Annotated in this window: 18 protein-coding genes and 1 pseudogene; 3 read left to right on the forward strand and 16 right to left on the reverse strand. The window is 33.6% G+C overall.

Annotated features, from left to right (window positions below):
• The 11 genes from C240_RS12400 to C240_RS12450 all read right to left on the reverse strand — a co-directional run.
• Window positions 1-1175 (reverse strand): lipase (locus C240_RS12400; protein ID WP_271496133.1); only part of this gene is annotated, 1175 nt, incomplete at its 3' end.
• The gene (locus C240_RS12405) at window positions 1175-1570 is read right to left on the reverse strand and encodes a hypothetical protein (RefSeq protein WP_271496135.1); all 396 of its coding nucleotides are present in this window, start codon (window positions 1568-1570) and stop codon (window positions 1175-1177) included. The genes C240_RS12400 and C240_RS12405, both read right to left, overlap by 1 nt.
• A gap of 28 nt (window positions 1571-1598) precedes the next feature.
• Window positions 1599-1802 (reverse strand): hypothetical protein, encoded by a 204-nt coding sequence (locus C240_RS12410; RefSeq protein WP_271496137.1) that lies wholly within the window; start codon window positions 1800-1802, stop codon window positions 1599-1601.
• The gene (locus C240_RS12415; protein WP_271496139.1) at window positions 1802-2122 is read right to left on the reverse strand and encodes a hypothetical protein; all 321 of its coding nucleotides are present in this window, start codon (window positions 2120-2122) and stop codon (window positions 1802-1804) included. Before C240_RS12415 ends, C240_RS12410 begins: the two co-directional genes overlap by 1 nt.
• A 149-nt stretch (window positions 2123-2271) precedes the next feature.
• Complete coding sequence (locus C240_RS12420) at window positions 2272-2451, reverse strand: WXG100 family type VII secretion target (RefSeq protein WP_333908816.1); 180 nt, start codon at window positions 2449-2451, stop codon at window positions 2272-2274.
• 242 nt (window positions 2452-2693) lie between these two features.
• Complete coding sequence (locus C240_RS12425; RefSeq protein WP_271496141.1) at window positions 2694-3371, reverse strand: enhanced serine sensitivity protein SseB C-terminal domain-containing protein; 678 nt, start codon at window positions 3369-3371, stop codon at window positions 2694-2696.
• Window positions 3372-3404: 33 nt separating this feature from the next.
• Window positions 3405-4142, reverse strand: coding sequence for a tRNA pseudouridine(38-40) synthase TruA (gene truA / locus C240_RS12430; protein ID WP_271496143.1), 738 nt, complete (start codon window positions 4140-4142; stop codon window positions 3405-3407).
• A gap of 256 nt (window positions 4143-4398) precedes the next feature.
• Complete coding sequence (locus C240_RS12435) at window positions 4399-4854, reverse strand: threonine/serine exporter family protein (RefSeq protein ID WP_271496144.1); 456 nt, start codon at window positions 4852-4854, stop codon at window positions 4399-4401.
• A gap of 16 nt (window positions 4855-4870) precedes the next feature.
• Window positions 4871-5623 (reverse strand): threonine/serine ThrE exporter family protein, encoded by a 753-nt coding sequence (locus C240_RS12440; protein ID WP_271496146.1) that lies wholly within the window; start codon window positions 5621-5623, stop codon window positions 4871-4873.
• A 215-nt stretch (window positions 5624-5838) separates the two neighbouring features.
• Window positions 5839-9762: a bacterial Ig-like domain-containing protein gene (locus C240_RS12445; protein ID WP_271496148.1), complete on the reverse strand. Its 3924-nt coding sequence runs from the start codon at window positions 9760-9762 to the stop codon at window positions 5839-5841.
• A gap of 505 nt (window positions 9763-10267) precedes the next feature.
• On the reverse strand, window positions 10268-11125 hold the full coding sequence (locus C240_RS12450; RefSeq protein ID WP_271496151.1) for an AraC family transcriptional regulator: 858 nt from the start codon (window positions 11123-11125) through the stop codon (window positions 10268-10270).
• A 186-nt stretch (window positions 11126-11311) separates the two neighbouring features.
• On the opposite strand from C240_RS12450, the gene C240_RS12455 reads away from it, so the two are divergent.
• Genes C240_RS12455 through C240_RS12465 form a run of 3 tightly spaced genes read left to right on the forward strand, consistent with a single transcriptional unit; the run spans window position 11312 to window position 13340 of the window.
• On the forward strand, window positions 11312-11587 hold the full coding sequence (locus C240_RS12455; protein ID WP_271496154.1) for an ArsR/SmtB family transcription factor: 276 nt from the start codon (window positions 11312-11314) through the stop codon (window positions 11585-11587).
• Between the two features lie 54 nt (window positions 11588-11641).
• Entirely contained in the window at window positions 11642-12577 is a 936-nt protein-coding gene (locus C240_RS12460; RefSeq protein ID WP_271496157.1) for an ABC transporter ATP-binding protein, read from the forward strand.
• Window positions 12570-13340, forward strand: coding sequence for an ABC transporter permease (locus C240_RS12465; RefSeq protein ID WP_271496160.1), 771 nt, complete (start codon window positions 12570-12572; stop codon window positions 13338-13340). The genes C240_RS12460 and C240_RS12465 overlap by 8 nt, the downstream gene beginning before the upstream one ends.
• A 54-nt stretch (window positions 13341-13394) precedes the next feature.
• Here C240_RS12465 and C240_RS12470 read toward each other — a convergent pair whose 3' ends face one another.
• The 5 genes and pseudogenes from C240_RS12470 to C240_RS12490 form a co-directional block, all read right to left on the reverse strand.
• Window positions 13395-14129, reverse strand: coding sequence for a GntR family transcriptional regulator (locus C240_RS12470; RefSeq protein WP_271496163.1), 735 nt, complete (start codon window positions 14127-14129; stop codon window positions 13395-13397).
• A 109-nt stretch (window positions 14130-14238) separates the two neighbouring features.
• Window positions 14239-15594: a PTS cellobiose transporter subunit IIC gene (gene celB / locus C240_RS12475; protein ID WP_271496166.1), complete on the reverse strand. Its 1356-nt coding sequence runs from the start codon at window positions 15592-15594 to the stop codon at window positions 14239-14241.
• Window positions 15595-15599: 5 nt separating this feature from the next.
• On the reverse strand, window positions 15600-16097 hold the full coding sequence (locus C240_RS12480) for a hypothetical protein (protein ID WP_271496168.1): 498 nt from the start codon (window positions 16095-16097) through the stop codon (window positions 15600-15602).
• 644 nt (window positions 16098-16741) lie between these two features.
• A complete protein-coding gene (locus C240_RS12485) occupies window positions 16742-17155 on the reverse strand; it encodes a GW dipeptide domain-containing protein (RefSeq protein WP_271496172.1) in 414 nt (137 codons plus the stop codon).
• Window positions 17156-17231: 76 nt separating this feature from the next.
• Window positions 17232-17840, reverse strand: a pseudogene (locus tag C240_RS12490) (hypothetical protein); the annotation flags it as partial.

The raw sequence follows: 17840 nt of genomic DNA on the forward strand, positions 1-17840 counted from the left end.
TGCTGAACAACAGCTACGATCTGACTATTAATTTCTGACGCTAAACTTTCAAAAGTTTCCCCAATTTCTCGTGCTTCGCTGATTTTTGTTTGGTACTCTTCACATGTACTAGAAATAATTTCTGCTTGTGTGAATCCAACTGTAGATAATGAATCTTCCATTTCAGCTTCTGACAACTCAGAGGAAACACTACGTGCTTTGCTAACAATAGTTGTCCATAATTCTTCAGCTTCATCCATTGATGCTTGATAAAATTTAATGATTTGGCTCATAGCAACTTTCAAAACATCTGAAGCCGTTACAACAATAGCCCTTGCTATAGAAGCATCTAAGAAAAGTTCTTCAGTACCGGATAAACCGCCACCACTTGCGATTAACTTTGCTTCTAAGCTCTTAATCATATACATACTAGCAACAAATTTACTCATTAAATTTTGTTGCAATTCTTTTTCGCTCATTTGACTATATGTAGTAGAAGGAATGAGTAATCGCCCGTTTTCGTCAAAGCTCCAAAGAGTTAATGTATGTGCTTTTAATGGATTAGGAGAGTTCCCTTCAAAATAACCTATTCTGATCTCTGCACCTGTTCCATTTCCCATTAAATTTCCAATTAAATCGGCAAAATTACGATAATTAGTCAACATACCAGGATTATTTTTCACCCAATCTCTTGCATCTGGTGACAGGATACCGTATGGATCGGGACCATTAAAACCAACATTTCGCCATTGATTCTCTGCAGCAATCATCATAGCTAAATACTGCCCTAACGAATGACCAGTTGTTGTCACAACAGCATGTGGGTAAGTTTTTTTGATCCAGTCTGCAAATTCTTGCGCTGATACTGCTTGTCCATCGTTCCAGCCAAATTGCTTCAAGCTTAGTCCAACTGTTTGAGCATCTGTTACAACATCTTTCCAATCGCCATCAAAATTAGTTCCTGCATAAGCGACAGTTAGTTGAGTTGTATCTGGATAACCATTCGAATCTAATGGCGCGATCGCCATTGCTTGCATGCCATTACTAGATTCCGTTTTTATCTTTAAAATTTGGTAGTTCTGATTATTGTACTGCTTTATACTACCTTCCTTTAGCGTAGGGTCGTAGTCAGGGTGTTTAGGATCTAACCAATAAACTATATCGCTAAACTGATTATAGTCCTTATCCGTAGCCATTAGACTTCACCTTCAGTTCCATCAGAAAAGATAACTCTAACTTTTGATTCTGTTATACCATTTACTTGTACCTCGGGATTTTCAATACCAATATCTCCAAGCTCTTCTCTTTCTTTCCAATATCCGTAAGTAAAAGAAACTTCATTACCTTTAAGGTCTTTCATTTTAACAAACATTCTATATGACCCTGTCGTTTGATTATGACCAGTTTTATCTATAATAACTTCTTTTATGTCACTAAATGTATTTTTTAAAGCCACGATTGATTGACGCTCTATTTCGATCAATTCTTTTTCCTTTTCCTTACTTCTCTCATCCATAAAATATTTTCCTCCAATCCCAACTATTACTACTATTGATATTGCTATGATTAAGATAGTCCCCTTTTTCTTCATAATTATTCACCCCCATAACTTCTACTTTTTAGAGATTCCTTATAAACTCTGTTACAGCATCTAGCCAATTACCATTGCTTGTGGGTTCTGTTTTTATTTTTAAAATTTGGTATTTTTGTCCACCTATATTTTGAATACTGCCTTCAGTTATGAGCGGATCATAATTTTCATGCTTAGGATCTAGCCAATATGCCATATCACTGGCTTCATTGTATTCTTTATCTGTAGCCATTAAACTTCACCTTCAGTTCTATCAGAAAAGATAACTTTTACTTTAGAATTAGTTACTCCTTCTTTTTGAATACTATCATTCATAACTCCATAGCTTCCTATTTCATTTCTTTCTTTCCAAAAGTTGTATGAGAAAGATACTTCATTATTACTAGTATTCACCATTTTCACAAACATTCTATATGAACCTGTCGTTTGATTATGACCAGTTTTATCTATAATAATTTCTTTGATATCAGAAAATGTATTTTTTAAAGCCACGATTGATTGACGTTCTATTTCGATCAATTCTTTTTCCTTTTCTTTACTTCTCTCATCCATAAAATATTTCCCACTAATTCCAACTATTACTACTAGTGATAATGCTATGATTAAAATAATCCGCTTTTTCTTGATAATTTTTCACTCCCAATACTTCTATTTTTTAGGACTTCATTACTTTACTAGAGAGAAAAATAGAAACCAATAAATTAGTTCCAGCTCTTTTTCCCACAGCTCACAACCAATTGCTGGTTGATTTGATTCAACAATTCTACAAACTTTGAAATTTTTGGCTTCAGTGCAATGAATTGACCGTTGAAGCTATCAACCCTTGAACCCTCCCAGTTTCCTTGAATCGTCTTTTGTTCTGTTTGAAGCTTTTGTAAAATGTCTTGAACTTGTTATCATTATTCCATATATTTTGTTTCAGTAGTTCTTATAGTGAAAATCTAATACTATCCCCAGCCATATGTAGTCCATCTCAGTTGTTATTTTATCACAAAAAGATAATTATTTTAACCTATTTATTTACTTAAATACTTTACAATAAAAAAGTGATCACTGTGCAACTGCACGCGATCACTTTTACTATACTCCACTCTATAATTTAGTTTGATACTCGAAGCCCCATTTATTTTTTATAAATCAAATATTGTTCATCAGCTAAAAAATTATCATAAACAAAGTCGACCGGATATACTATCTTTTCATCTATACATAAAGCCGAAATTTCAGGGCCAATCTCTGGAACAATTCTTTCTGTCTGTTCACTATCAAGAAAAACTAGATAACTAAACTCATCATTATATCTAGCTAATCCTAAATACATATGATTAATTGTTGGGTTTTCTTTTGCATAATTCACTAAAAAATCAATTAATACAACTGGAGGTTCTGCTGGTAATCCAATTTGAATTTCTGTGTTTTTTTTAATAGCATGTCTGGGTGTAAACACGGAGCGGTTGATTTGAGCACTGTCAGAATTAGGGTTTAACCAAAGGAAATCAAGTTCGGCATTATCTTCAAAAAGTTTACTAACTCCGGCAAAATCAAGCACAATAAACTTATCGTTCTTAGTATAAACTGGTACTCGTTGACCTACTTCGGTAAATGCTGATAGAAAAACTTTTCCATCCGGCATGATTTTAACGCTTAATTGACCTTCATGATCTACATCAAGAATAATCTCAGTAGAAAGTTTCAACCATTCGACTATTTGTTGAAATCCTTCCTCATTCCTAGGAAAATCAAAAAAATTCCTCACTTTATTTTCTTGCTTTTTTTTCTTAAATAAATCAAAAATCCCCATTTTTACTTTTCACCTTTCATAAGACCCATTTCTTTAATAATAAACTTCATCCAAAAAAAGCCCTTGCGACGGTACCGTCATCCCAGCTTCACTTCTAATTTTACTTTCAAAAATCTCGTCAATCATTTCTAGACTCATTTCTCCAGCTCCAATTTCTAAAATAGTGCCCATGATGATTCTAACCATTTTATATAAAAATCCATCACCAACAAAGGTAAAATGCAGCAGACTTCCGTCTTTTTGAATTGATAATTCATCAATTGTTCGAACGGTGGATTTTTTCGTTTTTTTAAGTGATGAGAACCCGATAAAATCATGTTTCCCCATTAGTTTAAGACAGGCTTGATTCATTGCAGCAAAATCCAGTTCCTGAGGGTAATGATAACTATAATTTCGCTCAAATGCTGAAGGAACTACATCATTCCAAACATGATAACTATATTTTTTTCCTTTTGCATTATAGCGGGCATGGAATCTTTCGGGAACTTCCTCAATTTTTTTTATAACGATATCACGGGGTAATTGATGATTCAGCGTATCCATGATTTCTGCTATAGTTATTTTCGCATCAGTTTTGAAATTGGCAATTTGTCCTTTAGCATGGGTTCCTGCATCAGTTCTACCAGAACCAATGATTTCCGTTTTCGTTCCAGTTATTTGAGTTAAAATATTTTCGATTTTGCCTTGAATGGTTTTGTCCGAATCTCCCAATCTTTGCCAACCTTGATATCTTCCACCATCGTATTCAATTGTTAACTTGATATTCTTCATATGTTTTATTTTGCTCCTTAAAAAATTTTTCATGCTATTTTTTCTATTCTTAGTTTAAATGCTTCTTATATTCTATCACTTTTTGACAGAATATATTTTAAAATAAAAAATGTGAGCGGGCCAAAACTAAAGATTCGTTTTGTTCCACTCACTACATCCGAATAAACGTTATGAAAAAGTCAGACTCTTCAATAATTTTCTATCCTTTATTTTCCAGTAGATTCGACGAAGTTTCTACATTATTCACTGATATGATTTAGTACAACTTCTTTCTTTGTGACCGATAACCCCAAAAAAGGAATGATGGTAACTCATATCCGATACTAATTCCCAGCGAAATAGCAATCGCTACCTTTATCACATAAATCATTGATTTACTTGCATCAGCTGTATTCGATACAAAAAAATCATAAGTGAAATTATACAATCCGACTCCCGGAACTAAGCAAAAAATGCCGCAGATTAAAAATATAGTAACAGGCGCTTTTTTTAGATATGCTGCTTCCCTAGATAAACAAATCAGAACTAATGAGGAAACAAATGTAGCCACGATAGTTCTTGATGAGTATGTAGCGATTAAATAATAAATAATCCAACCAGTTGCTCCAATCGTCCCACACGTTAAATAATACTTTTTAGGTACTTCAAATAGAACCGCAAATGACCACGTTCCTAAAAAGCTAAAAAGTAATTCCAACAGCAGTTTAAACATAAACAACATCCCCTATCTAGTTAAACAATTTTAAGGCAATCCCAACACCAATTGAAACACATAATGCAGTAATCAAAGAATTCAATATTTGGCTCCAACCAGAACTGTAATTTTCATCAAAAAGATAACGAATCCCATTAGAGATAGCTACTCCCGGCAATAAAGATATAATCCCGCCAGAAATCATACTGACTAAATTTAAATTTGGAAAAGCTTTGACCATTAAACATGCAGCCATGCTGACTAAAAAACTACTCGTCACATTTTTAATGATATGTGAGATCGTTAGTTTATCTAAAATAAATAACGTAAATGCTCCGATTAAAACGCCAAGAAAAACTGCACCCAACGAATCTATTAAGGTACCGCCTAAAATATAACAGAAGCTTGCACTACCAATGATATAAGCAGCAAATTTCTTTTTTACAGACGAAAAATGTTCTGTTTTAATTTCTGCCAAAAGTTTTTTTGCATCGTATGGAGTAATCATTTTTTCTGAAAGATTCCTAGACAAACTATTCAAACGTTCAATCCTACCTAAAGAAATTGGCGAAATAGGAACGTAACTTACTCGAGCATTGTCAGATTGATCCACGGTAGAACACGTTAAAAAAATTCTATCAATAGAAACAAATCCATTAAATCCTTCTAATTCCAATGAATTGGCGAGATGAGTAATAGTTGACTCAATCCGAGAAACTTCTGCGCCGTTTTCCAGCATTGTTTTTCCGATATCAAAAATCAAATCAAATTTTTCTTTTTCATTCATAATAAGAAGCACCTTTCCTAATAATAGATGCAGTAACTTAACCGAAATACTACTACAAAATAATTCTACGATAGTTTTACAAAATTGAACAGAACAAGCCTATTTTTCTTTCACAAATATGATAGGCAGACATAAACAAAAATAAGCGATGGTTTTACACTTTGATAAGATCAGTGTAAAACCATCGCTTAATCTACTGTTCTGTTATCTTCAGATTATTCTTCCTTTTTCTTTCTTGATAAAAAGAACCCTAAAATTGTTGCTGAAGCAAGTCCCAATCCAATCCATACAGTAGCAATATTATTTTTCTCCCCAGTTGCAGGATATGTTTCTTGTTTCTTTGAATCAGCCGCTGTATTAGGTAAGGTTTCTTTTTTGCTTGTATTGTTATCAGTTGTTTTATTACTTGTTTCTTGGTTGAGTACCGTAATTTTTGCAACTGCTGTTTTACCACTATTTGTGTAAGTTACGTCATATGTTCCTGCTTTTTCTGTATCAACAGTTCCTGATACGGCAACCTCACTAAGTGGGATCTCATTTCCGTTTTCATCCGTTGCAGCTATAAAGTTATCTGCTGCCTTCCAAGATGTACCCACATAAATCGTCGAATCTTTGGCACTTACGCTAGTTTGTTTGTCTAAAACTGTGATTTTAGCAATTTGAGTTAATCCTTTGTACTTATATGTCACATCATACACACTAGCTTTTGTAGTATCTACTGTTCCTGTAACTTGTACATCAGAAAATGGTAAATCTTTTCCATCTTCGTCTGTTCCAGATACAAAATTATCAAAATCTTGCCAAGTATCCCCTACGTAAATTGTTGAGTCTTTTACAGTTAATTTTTCAAGAGTATCTATTACATGTACAATCGCTTTGGCTTCTTTGCCTTGATTACTATACGTGATCTCGTAATCATTAACTTTTGTAGTATCAACATCTCCAGTGACCGTGATTTTACTAAAATCAACTAGCTGTCCTTCTTGATCTGTCGCCTCAACAAAGTTATCAGCAGGATGCCACTCACTACCAACCAAAATAGTTGAATCTTCAGCTTTCACAGTAGTCAAATCTATTATTTCTTTCAAAGGAATGTCAAATTTTGCATTGCTTCTAGTTAAAGTAATCGTTTTTCCTGAAAGATATTCCGGGTCTATCGTATAACCGTTTGGAACATTTACAGCTTTGATTAAATAAGAACCAGTCATAATCGAATCAAATGTATATTGTCCTTTTTCATCAGTTGTGAAAGTAACAGTATTTTGAGTAACCGTTTCTGTTAATTCAAACTGAACGTTGGCAATATTTTTTTCCATATCTGTTTCAGCGTAAGTATGGAACTGTGCCTGTGTTAAAGCTACTACACCTGAAGCATCACCTTCTGAGAAGCGTAGAACGACTTCTGATGTAGCAACCGTCGTTTTAGCATCTGTCTGAGCCAAACTAGCAGAATTTATTGTAGCTTCTGTTGAAATCTGACCTGCATTTTTAGAAATAGTATTGTAGGAAATCGTAACATTTTCGGTTAATGTATAGTCACTAAAAATAATCTGAGCACCAGTAGTTGTAGTTTTCACCTCATAAGAATCTTTTGGTACGCCTTCAACCACAACCGAGTTGATATCTACTGCTGCATTAGTTGTTCCTTTCAACGTAAGGTCAAAGGTTGGGTTTTCTACTTTTCTTGTACCACTGTTGATATTTTGTGTTTTAACCGTATTTGTTGTTACATTTTTTAACGTAGCGTGACTCGTTTGAGTTGTTGATAAAATATCGACCTTCTCATTTTGGACAGCGGCAGATGCTGATAAGATTTGATTATTATTTAATGGTTCAGCAGTACTTCCTGCAACGTAAATTGTATTAGCATTGCTCCAACCGTTTGCGTATTTATATTCAATAATGTAACGCTTTGAGGTCTTACCAAAATCAAACGTATAGCTGTTTGTTATTTCATCAAATGTAATTTTGGGATAACCTGCACTTGATTTGTCCATTGGTTTGTCAAAATAATACCCACGATCCCAGTATTGAGGATAAATTGAATCAACTTGGTCATTTGACACATCATAAATATCATAAAGTACATCTGCCCCTGCCGGAATTTTAGTTGTCACAACTAATGAATCATGAGAATCGTTTCTAGCATTGACTAAAAATTGATTTTTGCTTCCTTGCAGTGTTCGTTCTGAATACATTTTCCTACCAGTTCTAATAGTTGAATTAACAGCTTCAAATTCATCTGCACTCATGGTTACTGGAATTGTATCAACTGGAATACTGACATTTTTAGCTAAACTGTTTGGTATATAATTAAAGCCTAAATCAAGATCAAAAGTAATTGTTATCGGTTTAGAAAATTTCAAAATAGTGCCTTCATCTGTCGTCGTTACTGTAAAATCTTTCCCTTTTGTAAAGGTGTAGTAAATGACATCTGGTACTCTTAGTTCCAGATATTTAGGATGATCTACTTTAATTTCTAAATTATTAATTGGATTACTTTGAGTTCCTTGAATTGAAATCGATGTATCCCCTGAATAAGCACCATTTTGAGTGTAATTTCCCCAAGCAGTTTCAGCATTATTAGGATTAATAATTGAAACAAGCGGTACATATTGATCTGTGACCAACATAATTTCTTTTCCAGAATCAACAGCTGGTGTGCTAACTGAGATCGAAATATCTTTTTCTTCAAAAGGAATGACAAATTTCTTTGTTCTAATTCGTAAAACATTATCTTCTTTTGCTGTTAAGACAAGTTTGGTCCCTTCATTTTGAATGTCAAAATAATCAGTAATATTGGCACTTTGATTATCGGCAGTCCAGGCATAAAAATCATATTCGCTAATCGATTGACCATTTTTACTTTCAAGAATGATTTGTCCGCCTTTTTTAGTTAATGTTGGTGTTGAAAAAATGGACAAGTAATAATCGCCTTTAGAATAGAAGTTCGCACTTTGCAAAGAATTTAGATAAGCAGTTTTGATTACTTTTTCTTCCTTACTTGATTTAGCGCTAAAGTCATTTGCTCCTGATGTTTTTAGACTAACTGAACCTAATTTAGTTGTGGGATATTGATTATAAAAACTGTAACTATAGGATGAAACATTTTCAATAGCCACTGGGCGATCTACAGATAATGCATAAGCTTTTTGTTTATTCATATTTGTAATCGTAATAGCTGCTCGATAAATTGTATCTTCCGCTACCGTATAATCTGCACCTAGTTGTAATAATTGTTTTGTTTCTGGCATAATATTTCCATTGATATCCACATCATAAGAAAATACCTGTATCGGTTCTTCAGAGGCATTCATTAATTGGGCTCCTGGTATTTCTGACAATAACAATTCTAATGTCTGAGAGCCTGATAACGTACGGTCTAAATTAAAGTAAACATTTCCTTTAATCCCTGTAATATAATCTGCTTCTTCATAGCTTATATGAGACACGTTTTCATATATATCAAACTTGTATTGATTTTTAGTTACGCCCGGTGTTTCTATTGTTACTAACGGTTGACTGTCTGTAAAAATATATGTATGTAACTCTAAAGTAAACTGAACATCTGAAACAAATTGATTAAAGGTAATTGTTAACATTTTATTAGCTGCATCAACAGACCAGCTTGCGTCGATATTGGCTACTTCTCCGCTAATATCGGAATAACCTAGATGCTCTGGCAAAGCTACTTGATAAACAGATCCTGCTTCATAATTTTTATTTTCAATTAGAAAATTTAATTTCGCAAGTACGGGGGTTGTATTTAATACTCTGGTTTCAGTTTCTTGACTATATTCACTACCATCTATCGTTGTAATAATCATATTCGATAGAAGTTGATCTTCTATAATTGTTCCTGCACTTCTCATTGTAGCTTGAGGTTGTACAGATGTGTTTGCTTCTGAAATTATGTTGTTTGTTTCTTCGTTACTTTCAGTTGTTTCCTCAGTTGTTTCTTCTACTTCTTCAGCTTCTGTTACTGCTTCTGTGGCATTCGCTTCAGAATTTTCCGTCTTCGCCGTCTGCTCATTTTGATTTCCGTCATCTACTGAAACTGCAAAAGCACTGCTCGTTGAACTAAAACTTTGTGCAGCCAAGACTGTCAACATAAAAATTTGTAATTTTCTCTTTTTCAATAAAATTCTCCCTTCAATTCCATGAACTTCGTGATATTTCTTTCATAAAATACACATTTTTTTCTATTTTCATTCCAAAGATAACAGATGTTTATTTGATTACATTCGCTACAAAAAGCGCCTTATCTACTCGATAATACGTTATAGCAACTTTAAAATAATCATTAGCATCTTATGATATCTATCACATTATATCATTTATTTATGAATAATAATGATAATTTATGTGATTTTTAATTAATTTTAAAAATACTAATGATGAAAAATCTATTTTTTTATTTTTAGTTTTTATTTCCGATAAGAGTTTGCGACAAAAGTCGTTTAAACTTGAGCAATTGGATTAAAGCGTGTGGCTCAAAACTAAAAGCAGTTGTACTGACGTAAATATAACTCAGAGAGCTATGCCTCAGTCACATCCAATTCCATAAAAATACAAAAAAACATCAAGCTCGCTTTTAATTTCTTTTTAAAAGAAACAAAGTGATTCTCGATGTCTTATTTACTACTATTCGCTAACTGCAATCCATATCTCACTATATAATTCAGTTTTCTCCCCTTCAAATTTGGTAAATGAAATTTCAGGCGCTTCTACCAATTTATAACCAGAAGTCGGTAACCACTCAGAGTATATTTTCCCCCATGTTTCCTGCAACACTCTGGGAAATTCTCCTTGATTGGGAAATACTGCCCAAGTATGCTCTTCAATTTCCGTCTGTTGAAGATCTGAATAATTATTTTCTTTTGTAGTCGCAATACCAATCATATGCGTCAATTTCCCTTGTTCGTTCATTCGTCCATCATCAAAATCATAGGATGCATTTAAAACTTGATACGGATAAACATCTGTTAGCTTATGCATTTCGGCTTTTTGTTCTTCTGTAATTGATTGTACCAACTTTTGAATAGCTTCATTTTTCCCTTCAAACTGAATGGGAACCTCTTGTTTTACTCCGACTAAATTAAACTTATTTTTCTGTTCGATTCTAAATTCCATGGAAACTCCTCCTCTTACATCTACATAAAATGATAGGCGGGGATATGACTTTTGGATTTTATTTTTTATGACCTCAGACGGCAGATATCCACTCCATTCTCGAAAGGCTCTTGAAAATCCTTCTAATGATTGATAGCCATAATTAAAAGCGACAGCAGTTACTGTTTGTCCTTCAACTAAATCTCGGTTCGCACAAGCAAGCCTTCGATTGCGAATATATTCTCCCAATGAAACACCTGCAATAAAACTAAACGTTCGCTTTAAATGATACTCAGACAAACCAAGTATTTTAGCTGCTTCCCCCAAGGATAATTCTTCATCCAAATGTTCTTCAATATAATCCACTAATTGATTTAATTTTTGAATCATTTCATCCCTCCTAACACATTTATCGTAACAAAGAAAAGTTTATACAACTTGATATTTTCCGTTCAAATTTAATCGGATTTCCTTGTAACCAATTTATCTGTATTTTAATCATACCACGTCTTGACATCATATTTACATTCATCTATATTATACATAGACAATCATCTATATTCAGGAGGAATAGATATGGATCACGAAAAAATTTCATTAGTGCTTAAGGCAATGGCGGACCCTAAACGAATGAAAATAATCGATCTACTTTCTTACAGCAGTATGTGTGCTTGCGATGTGTTAAAACATTTTGATTTCACTCAGCCGACTCTTTCTCACCATATGAAAGTTTTAGAAAGTGCCGAAATTGTTTCAGTTAGTAAACAAGGACAATGGCATCACTATTCTTTAAGAGAAGAGTTTGTACAAGAATTTATGAACACCATGACGCAATTACTTTCCGATAAATGAGGATAAAGTAAAGACAAAAATAAATCATTATACCAATAAGGAGATAATCATTACATGACTTACGCACTCGAAATAAGTGATTTAAAAAAAGTTTATGCAACTGGCGTTGAAGCTTTAAAGGGGATTAATTTAACTGTAGAAGAAGGTGATTTTTATGCACTTTTGGGCCCAAATGGAGCTGGCAAATCTACAACTATTGGGATCATTACTTCTTTAGTTAATAAAACTTCTGGGAAAGTAAGTGTTTTTGGCTACGATCTTGATACAGAATTAGTCCTTGCAAAACAGCAAATCGGTTTAGTTCCGCAAGAATTCAACTTCAATCCTTTTGAAACAGTTGAACAGATTGTTGTCAATCAAGCTGGATACTATGGGGTTCCACGCAAAGAAGCTTTAAAACGCAGTGAAAAGTATCTAAAACAATCAAACCTATGGGAAAAACGCCATGTCCGTGCCCAAATGCTTTCTGGCGGAATGAAACGCCGCTTAATGATTGCACGCGCCTTGATGCATGAACCACGTTTACTAATTTTAGATGAACCGACTGCAGGAGTAGATATCGAACTCAGACGGGAAATGTGGGATTTTTTACGTGAATTAAATCAAAATGGGACAACCATTATCTTAACGACTCATTATTTAGAAGAAGCAGAGATGCTTTGCCGCAATATCGGGATTATTCAGTCGGGACAATTAATTGAAAATACTAGTATGAAAACTCTTCTGTCAAAATTACAGTTCGAAACGTTTATTTTTGATCTAGCTCCTTTCGATAAAGAACCGGTAATTACAGGATACAACAGTATTTTCGCAGATGACCGAACACTTGAAGTAGAGGTGGAACGTAACCAAGGAGTCAACGAATTATTTGAACAGCTAACGCAACAAGGGATCAAAGTTCTTTCCATGCGTAATAAGTCCAATCGCTTAGAAGAGCTGTTCTTAAAAATCACTGAAGAAAAACATCAAGTGGAGGATAAAAATGTTTAAGTTATATTTCACGGCCTTAAGAAGCCTTGCAGTAAAAGAAACCAATCGCTATTTAAGAATTTGGATACAAACTTTAGTACCACCAGTTATCACTACATCACTATATTTCGTTATTTTCGGTAACCTGATTGGTGGACGAATTGGTCAAATGGACGGCTTTTCATATATGGAATTTATTGTTCCCGGACTTATCATGATGTCAGTAATCACAAGTTCTTATGCCAATGTTTCTTCTTCTTTCTTTTCACAAAAGTTTCAAAAAAACATTGAAGAATTATTAATTGCACCTGTACCGACACATATTATTATCTGGGGCTTTGTGATCGGCGGAATGGGCAGAAGTATTTTAGTTGGTACACTGGTAACCGCGATTTCACTATTTTTTGTACCGCTTCACGTTTATTCATGGTCAATTATTATCATTACCCTTCTTATGACAGCAATTTTATTTTCATTGGCTGGTTTATTAAACGGAATCTTCGCAAAATCTTTCGATGATGTATCTATCGTACCAACATTTGTTTTGCAGCCATTGACTTACCTTGGCGGCGTGTTTTATGCAATCTCTATGCTTCCGCCATTTTGGCAGGCTGTTTCAAAAGTTAATCCGATTGTTTATATGATATCCGGTTTCAGATACGGTTTCCTTGGAACAATTGATGTGCCGTTAATGTTTTCGATGACTATTCTAATTATTTTTATTGTAGCTCTTTATGGCGTTTGTTGGCATTTAATTGAAAAAGGGCGTGGTTTAAGAAGCTAAAATTAAAGAGCAGCTATTGAGTCACTAAGATTCAATAGCTGCTCTTATTATCTATCAATATGTCTTTTTGAACATAAACAACTCAGCTTTGCGATAATCATAGCAAATTTTTGAAAATGCTAGTAATTTCCCTGAGCTTAAAAACGTATCATCTCTTACGACCAATGTAGGCGCACCTATCTTTAGTCCAAAGAAACTTGCGCTCGGCTCAGAAAGTTCCTCACTACTAATGACTTTATCTATAAAACCTATTTTAATGTCTTTGTTCTGTTCAAAATAGTTAAAGACCGAATCATACAAAGATTCTTTGGGAATTTCTTTAATAACAGACTGTAAATAATAGGATTTCTCAGCTAAATAAGGCTCGCCATCCAATGTCCTCAAACGCTCAATTTCAATTAATTGGGTATCAGCCGTTAAATCATTATTTCTTGGTAAAAACTCAGCTTCCGCCGCGCTCACAATACGCTGACTTGCTTTTACTGTTTCAATTTTACGACCTGGACGAGCAATTTCCTCTGTAATTCCTAAATTATTTTGCAAATTCCTTATTTTCTCATGTCGTTCTGGACGAATGAATGAACCTACACCTTGCGCCTGATAAATAAATCCCATATCACTAAGTTGCGCCAAAGCTTGACGTAATGAGTAACGTGACACATTATAATAAGACATCAAGGTATGCTCACTTGGTAATTTACCATTTTCGTCTGCCAGTTCACCATTTTGTATTTCTTCCATTAGCTCTTCAACTAAAGTTTTAATATCAATTGGCTTTTTACGTTCCACCTTTAGACACTCCCTTTTTTAAATCAAGTTGATACTTCTATCTTATACCAAACTAAGTTAAATAACATCCTTCTTTTCATTAAATTCTTTAGTAGAGATAAGTTATATTTTAGTTTACTGTTGCTGCTTTTTCTTGTTCATCGTGATACAATTTACCATCATAAAACTTAATGAACGGGAACCAAATTAGAAAGGCAACCAATGCACAGACAACGGCTAAAACAAACGCACGCCAGTCACCACCTGAGCCAATAAAGCCTGACAATCCTAGTGGTGTTGGCCAAGCAACTTGTGCTATTGGCGGATTAACCATCCCAAATTTTATAGCAAAATAAGCAACTGACATTGAACTCATTGGTGCTAAGAAAAACGGAATTGCTGTATACGGATTGTAAACAACTGGCATCCCAAATAAAATCGGTTCATTAATGTTAAATATTGATGGTATCACAGCGGCTTTCCCTAATGCGCTCAATTGAGCTGATTTTGCAAAGAAAGTGATAAAAATAACCATTCCAAGCGTTGCCCCAGAACCACCAATAGTAACAAAACTATTATTAAACTCTCCAGCAAAAGGCAAATTAGCACCATTTTGATTTTGCACCATATTAGATAATACAATTGGTGTTAAAAATGATGTTACGATTGTAGCTCCATGAATCCCCACAATCCAAAGTGCATGCATTAAGAAGTAAATAACCAATAACCCTGCCCATGTATTCGTCAAATTAGTAACGAAACCAAACGGAACAGCGATTACTTTAAAAATATCCGTACCTAAAGCAACTAATAATCCATTAATAACAATAACTGTTAGTGCAATCAAGACTGTTGGAATAAGTGCTGTAAACGAATTGGACACTCCTGTTGGTACAGTTTCCGGCATTTTAATGACCCATTTACGTTTTACACATAAGGCATAAATCTTAACTGCAATAATAGACATAATAATTGCTGTAAAAATCCCTGTTGTTCCTAGACGTACAACACCGCCAGACATTGACCAGCCGTCAATAATCTTTTGATCGTCTGACACCACATTAACTAATGTCGCAATTCCACCATCAAAAATTAATTCTGGTAAACACATGAAATAGGCCATCATAGATAGTAATGCACCATTCATTGGATTAAGATTAATTTTTTCTTCCTGTGCTTGAATTTTTGTATATTCATAGCCAAACACAATACAGAAATAAAGTGCCAAAATCCCCATAGTTGCCATATTAGCAAGCATGTATAAGCTCTGAACTCGGTCAAATGATACTTCCCAAATTCCTTGCAATGCTGGAAAACTTTGAGGTAATACAGCAATAATCAAAAACATTGATCCTACGATTGTAAATGGAATGGATGCCATCCCAGCAGCCATAACTCCTCGAACAATTCTTAATTGCGATAATTTCCCCATTGGTCCCATTAAATAGTTATTCAAAAATTTAAATAATTTGTTTTCTGATTCCATTTTTATCACCTTTCTTGTTTAACACTATTTTCAAAAATTTTCATATGCTTCAGATAAGCATCTTTATTATGCTCAATTTGCCACACTCGCCACTCAACAAACCCGCCAATTAAACAACCTATTGTAAGCACTACCAGTAATAATCCGCGCCCTTCATTATTGACGAATGGAAAAAGTAATTGCTGCTGCCCGAATAAAATCATAGTTATCCCCAGCAAATTACTAAAAATTTGTACAGAGTATCCTATTTTAGTTAGAAACAAGTCATTAGATGGATGCCAATATTTCTTAGTTTGTTCAATTATGATAGCGATATCAATCAAAAGTAACATTACTGGTAAAATAATCCAGAGACTTAAAACAGAAAATGATAAGATGCTCCAATATAAATTGATAAAGAAAAAAACTGCAGTAATATATCGGAATGCTAGAAAACGGTTAAAATGAATACTTCTCAGTTTAGATTGTTGACTCAACTCTGCTTTAGTTGGTGTATTTTCCATCCTAATTTTCGCTCCTTTCCTCCATAATTTAAATAAGTTCATGCATACAAATTCTACGTTCCCCTTATTTTAAGCTATCACCACTTTCTTTTTAGCAAAGCAACCACGACTCAAAAACAACTTGTTCGAACAAGTATAGATTAACACAGGTTCGCATAATTGTAAACGCATTCTAATTTGATTTTTTTTGGTAATTGATTGAAACAGGAATGAAAGCAGAAGCATTTTTACATCTAATGTACTTAAATTATTTATTCAACAAATTTTCTCGTTAAATATCATTTTCGTAAAACATATTATTTATTACTTTACAAAAATTTGTTATAAAAGTACTTATTTAATTTTGTATTACATATAGACACTTAATTCTATGGGTGAATTTAATTTTTATATACCATTAGTCGTTATAAAAATACTATTTACTTAACTGGATTATAAGGTGATTTCATGTGAATAATATGCTAATACAAAGAATTTGAGCTTGAAAAATAATCCAGAAACCAATTACTTTGACTGGTTTCTGGATTTCTTTCAGATCTTATTTAAGACTGTTTATTTTTTCATAGATAGTTATTAAAGCTCTTCAATAATTTGTTGAAATTTAGTGTTTTTCTGTAACATGTGCAACAATCTCTCAGCAATTATTAAAAAGCACGATGATCAATCCATCCTAAATTTGAGATATAGTAATACCCGCCTTTTTTGCCTGTTGCTGTTACTTTTTTCCCTATATTATCTTTGGTATTCCCTAACACCGGAACTCCTTGATACCATGGTAGTGGATTAATTTGATAACCACCATTTTTAATTGTTAATGCTTGATTAATTTTTTCTACTGTATCAAGTGCCTTATAATCAATCCAACCTTTTAAGTCTGGTGAATAGTAATACGGGCCAGCTTGCTGAGTTAATTTAATTACTTTTCCCGCATAATCTTTTGAATTTGCTTTTTTTACGTAACCGCTCATTCCCCAAGGTAGTGTATCAACCGAATATTTTTGATCTTTGTGTAACATTTTATATTTTTGAATCTCTACTGTTACTCTTGTATTTGCCATTTCATTTTCCTCATTTCTTTTTTATATTCTAAAATTTAAAGTTCAATATAATTAATTAAAAATAATATATTCATCATTAAAAAGCACGATGATCAATCCAACCTAAGTTTGAGATATAGTAGTATCCACCTTTTTTACCGGTTGCTGTTACTTTTTTACCTATATGATCTTTAGTATTTCCTAACACTGGAACTCCTTGATACCATGGTAGTGGATTAATTTGATAACCACTATTTTTAATTGTTAATGCTTGATTAATTTTTTCTACTGTATCAAGTGCTTTATTATCAATCCAACCTTTTAAGTCTGGCGAATAGTAATATGGACCAGCTTGCTGAGTCAATTTAATTACTTTTCCCATATAATCTTTTGAATTCGCTACCTTTACGTAGCCAATCATTCCCCAAGGCAATGTATCAATTGAATATTTTTGGTCTTTATGCAACATTTTGTATTCTTGAATCTCACTAAAATTTCGCTCTTTTGCAATACTTGCAGCTTCCGCATTCAAATAGCCCATCCATCCATTTGCCTCATCATACAAGGAGTAATATCTGGAACCATTTGAATGATTGTAATAGCCTTTAGCTATATAAGTTTCATTAAATAGTTTATCTGTAGTATCCTTTTTCACCCAGTCAAAACTGCTCCATAAATTGTAGCCTTTTTTGGTAATTGTCACATA

The organism is Enterococcus sp. 5H (genome assembly GCF_028128615.1).
Classification (GTDB): domain Bacteria; phylum Bacillota; class Bacilli; order Lactobacillales; family Enterococcaceae; genus Enterococcus_L.

Excerpts from the sequence above, each read along its gene's own strand:
- C240_RS12460 (WP_271496157.1), top strand. The coding sequence starts at position 11,642 with ATGACTTACGCACTCGAAATAAGTGATTTAAAAAAAGTTTATGCAACT.
- celB (WP_271496166.1), bottom strand. The coding sequence starts at position 15,594 with ATGGAATCAGAAAACAAATTATTTAAATTTTTGAATAACTATTTAATG.
- truA (WP_271496143.1), bottom strand. The coding sequence starts at position 4,142 with ATGAAGAATATCAAGTTAACAATTGAATACGATGGTGGAAGATATCAA.
- C240_RS12435 (WP_271496144.1), bottom strand. The coding sequence starts at position 4,854 with ATGTTTAAACTGCTGTTGGAATTACTTTTTAGCTTTTTAGGAACGTGG.
- C240_RS12440 (WP_271496146.1), bottom strand. The coding sequence starts at position 5,623 with ATGAATGAAAAAGAAAAATTTGATTTGATTTTTGATATCGGAAAAACA.
- C240_RS12455 (WP_271496154.1), top strand. The coding sequence starts at position 11,312 with ATGGATCACGAAAAAATTTCATTAGTGCTTAAGGCAATGGCGGACCCT.
- C240_RS12465 (WP_271496160.1), top strand. The coding sequence starts at position 12,570 with ATGTTTAAGTTATATTTCACGGCCTTAAGAAGCCTTGCAGTAAAAGAA.
- C240_RS12480 (WP_271496168.1), bottom strand. The coding sequence starts at position 16,097 with ATGGAAAATACACCAACTAAAGCAGAGTTGAGTCAACAATCTAAACTG.
- C240_RS12425 (WP_271496141.1), bottom strand. The coding sequence starts at position 3,371 with ATGGGGATTTTTGATTTATTTAAGAAAAAAAAGCAAGAAAATAAAGTG.
- C240_RS12415 (WP_271496139.1), bottom strand. The coding sequence starts at position 2,122 with ATGGATGAGAGAAGTAAAGAAAAGGAAAAAGAATTGATCGAAATAGAA.
- C240_RS12410 (WP_271496137.1), bottom strand. The coding sequence starts at position 1,802 with ATGGCTACAGATAAAGAATACAATGAAGCCAGTGATATGGCATATTGG.
- C240_RS12405 (WP_271496135.1), bottom strand. The coding sequence starts at position 1,570 with ATGAAGAAAAAGGGGACTATCTTAATCATAGCAATATCAATAGTAGTA.
- C240_RS12485 (WP_271496172.1), bottom strand. The coding sequence starts at position 17,155 with ATGGCAAATACAAGAGTAACAGTAGAGATTCAAAAATATAAAATGTTA.
- C240_RS12450 (WP_271496151.1), bottom strand. The coding sequence starts at position 11,125 with ATGATTCAAAAATTAAATCAATTAGTGGATTATATTGAAGAACATTTG.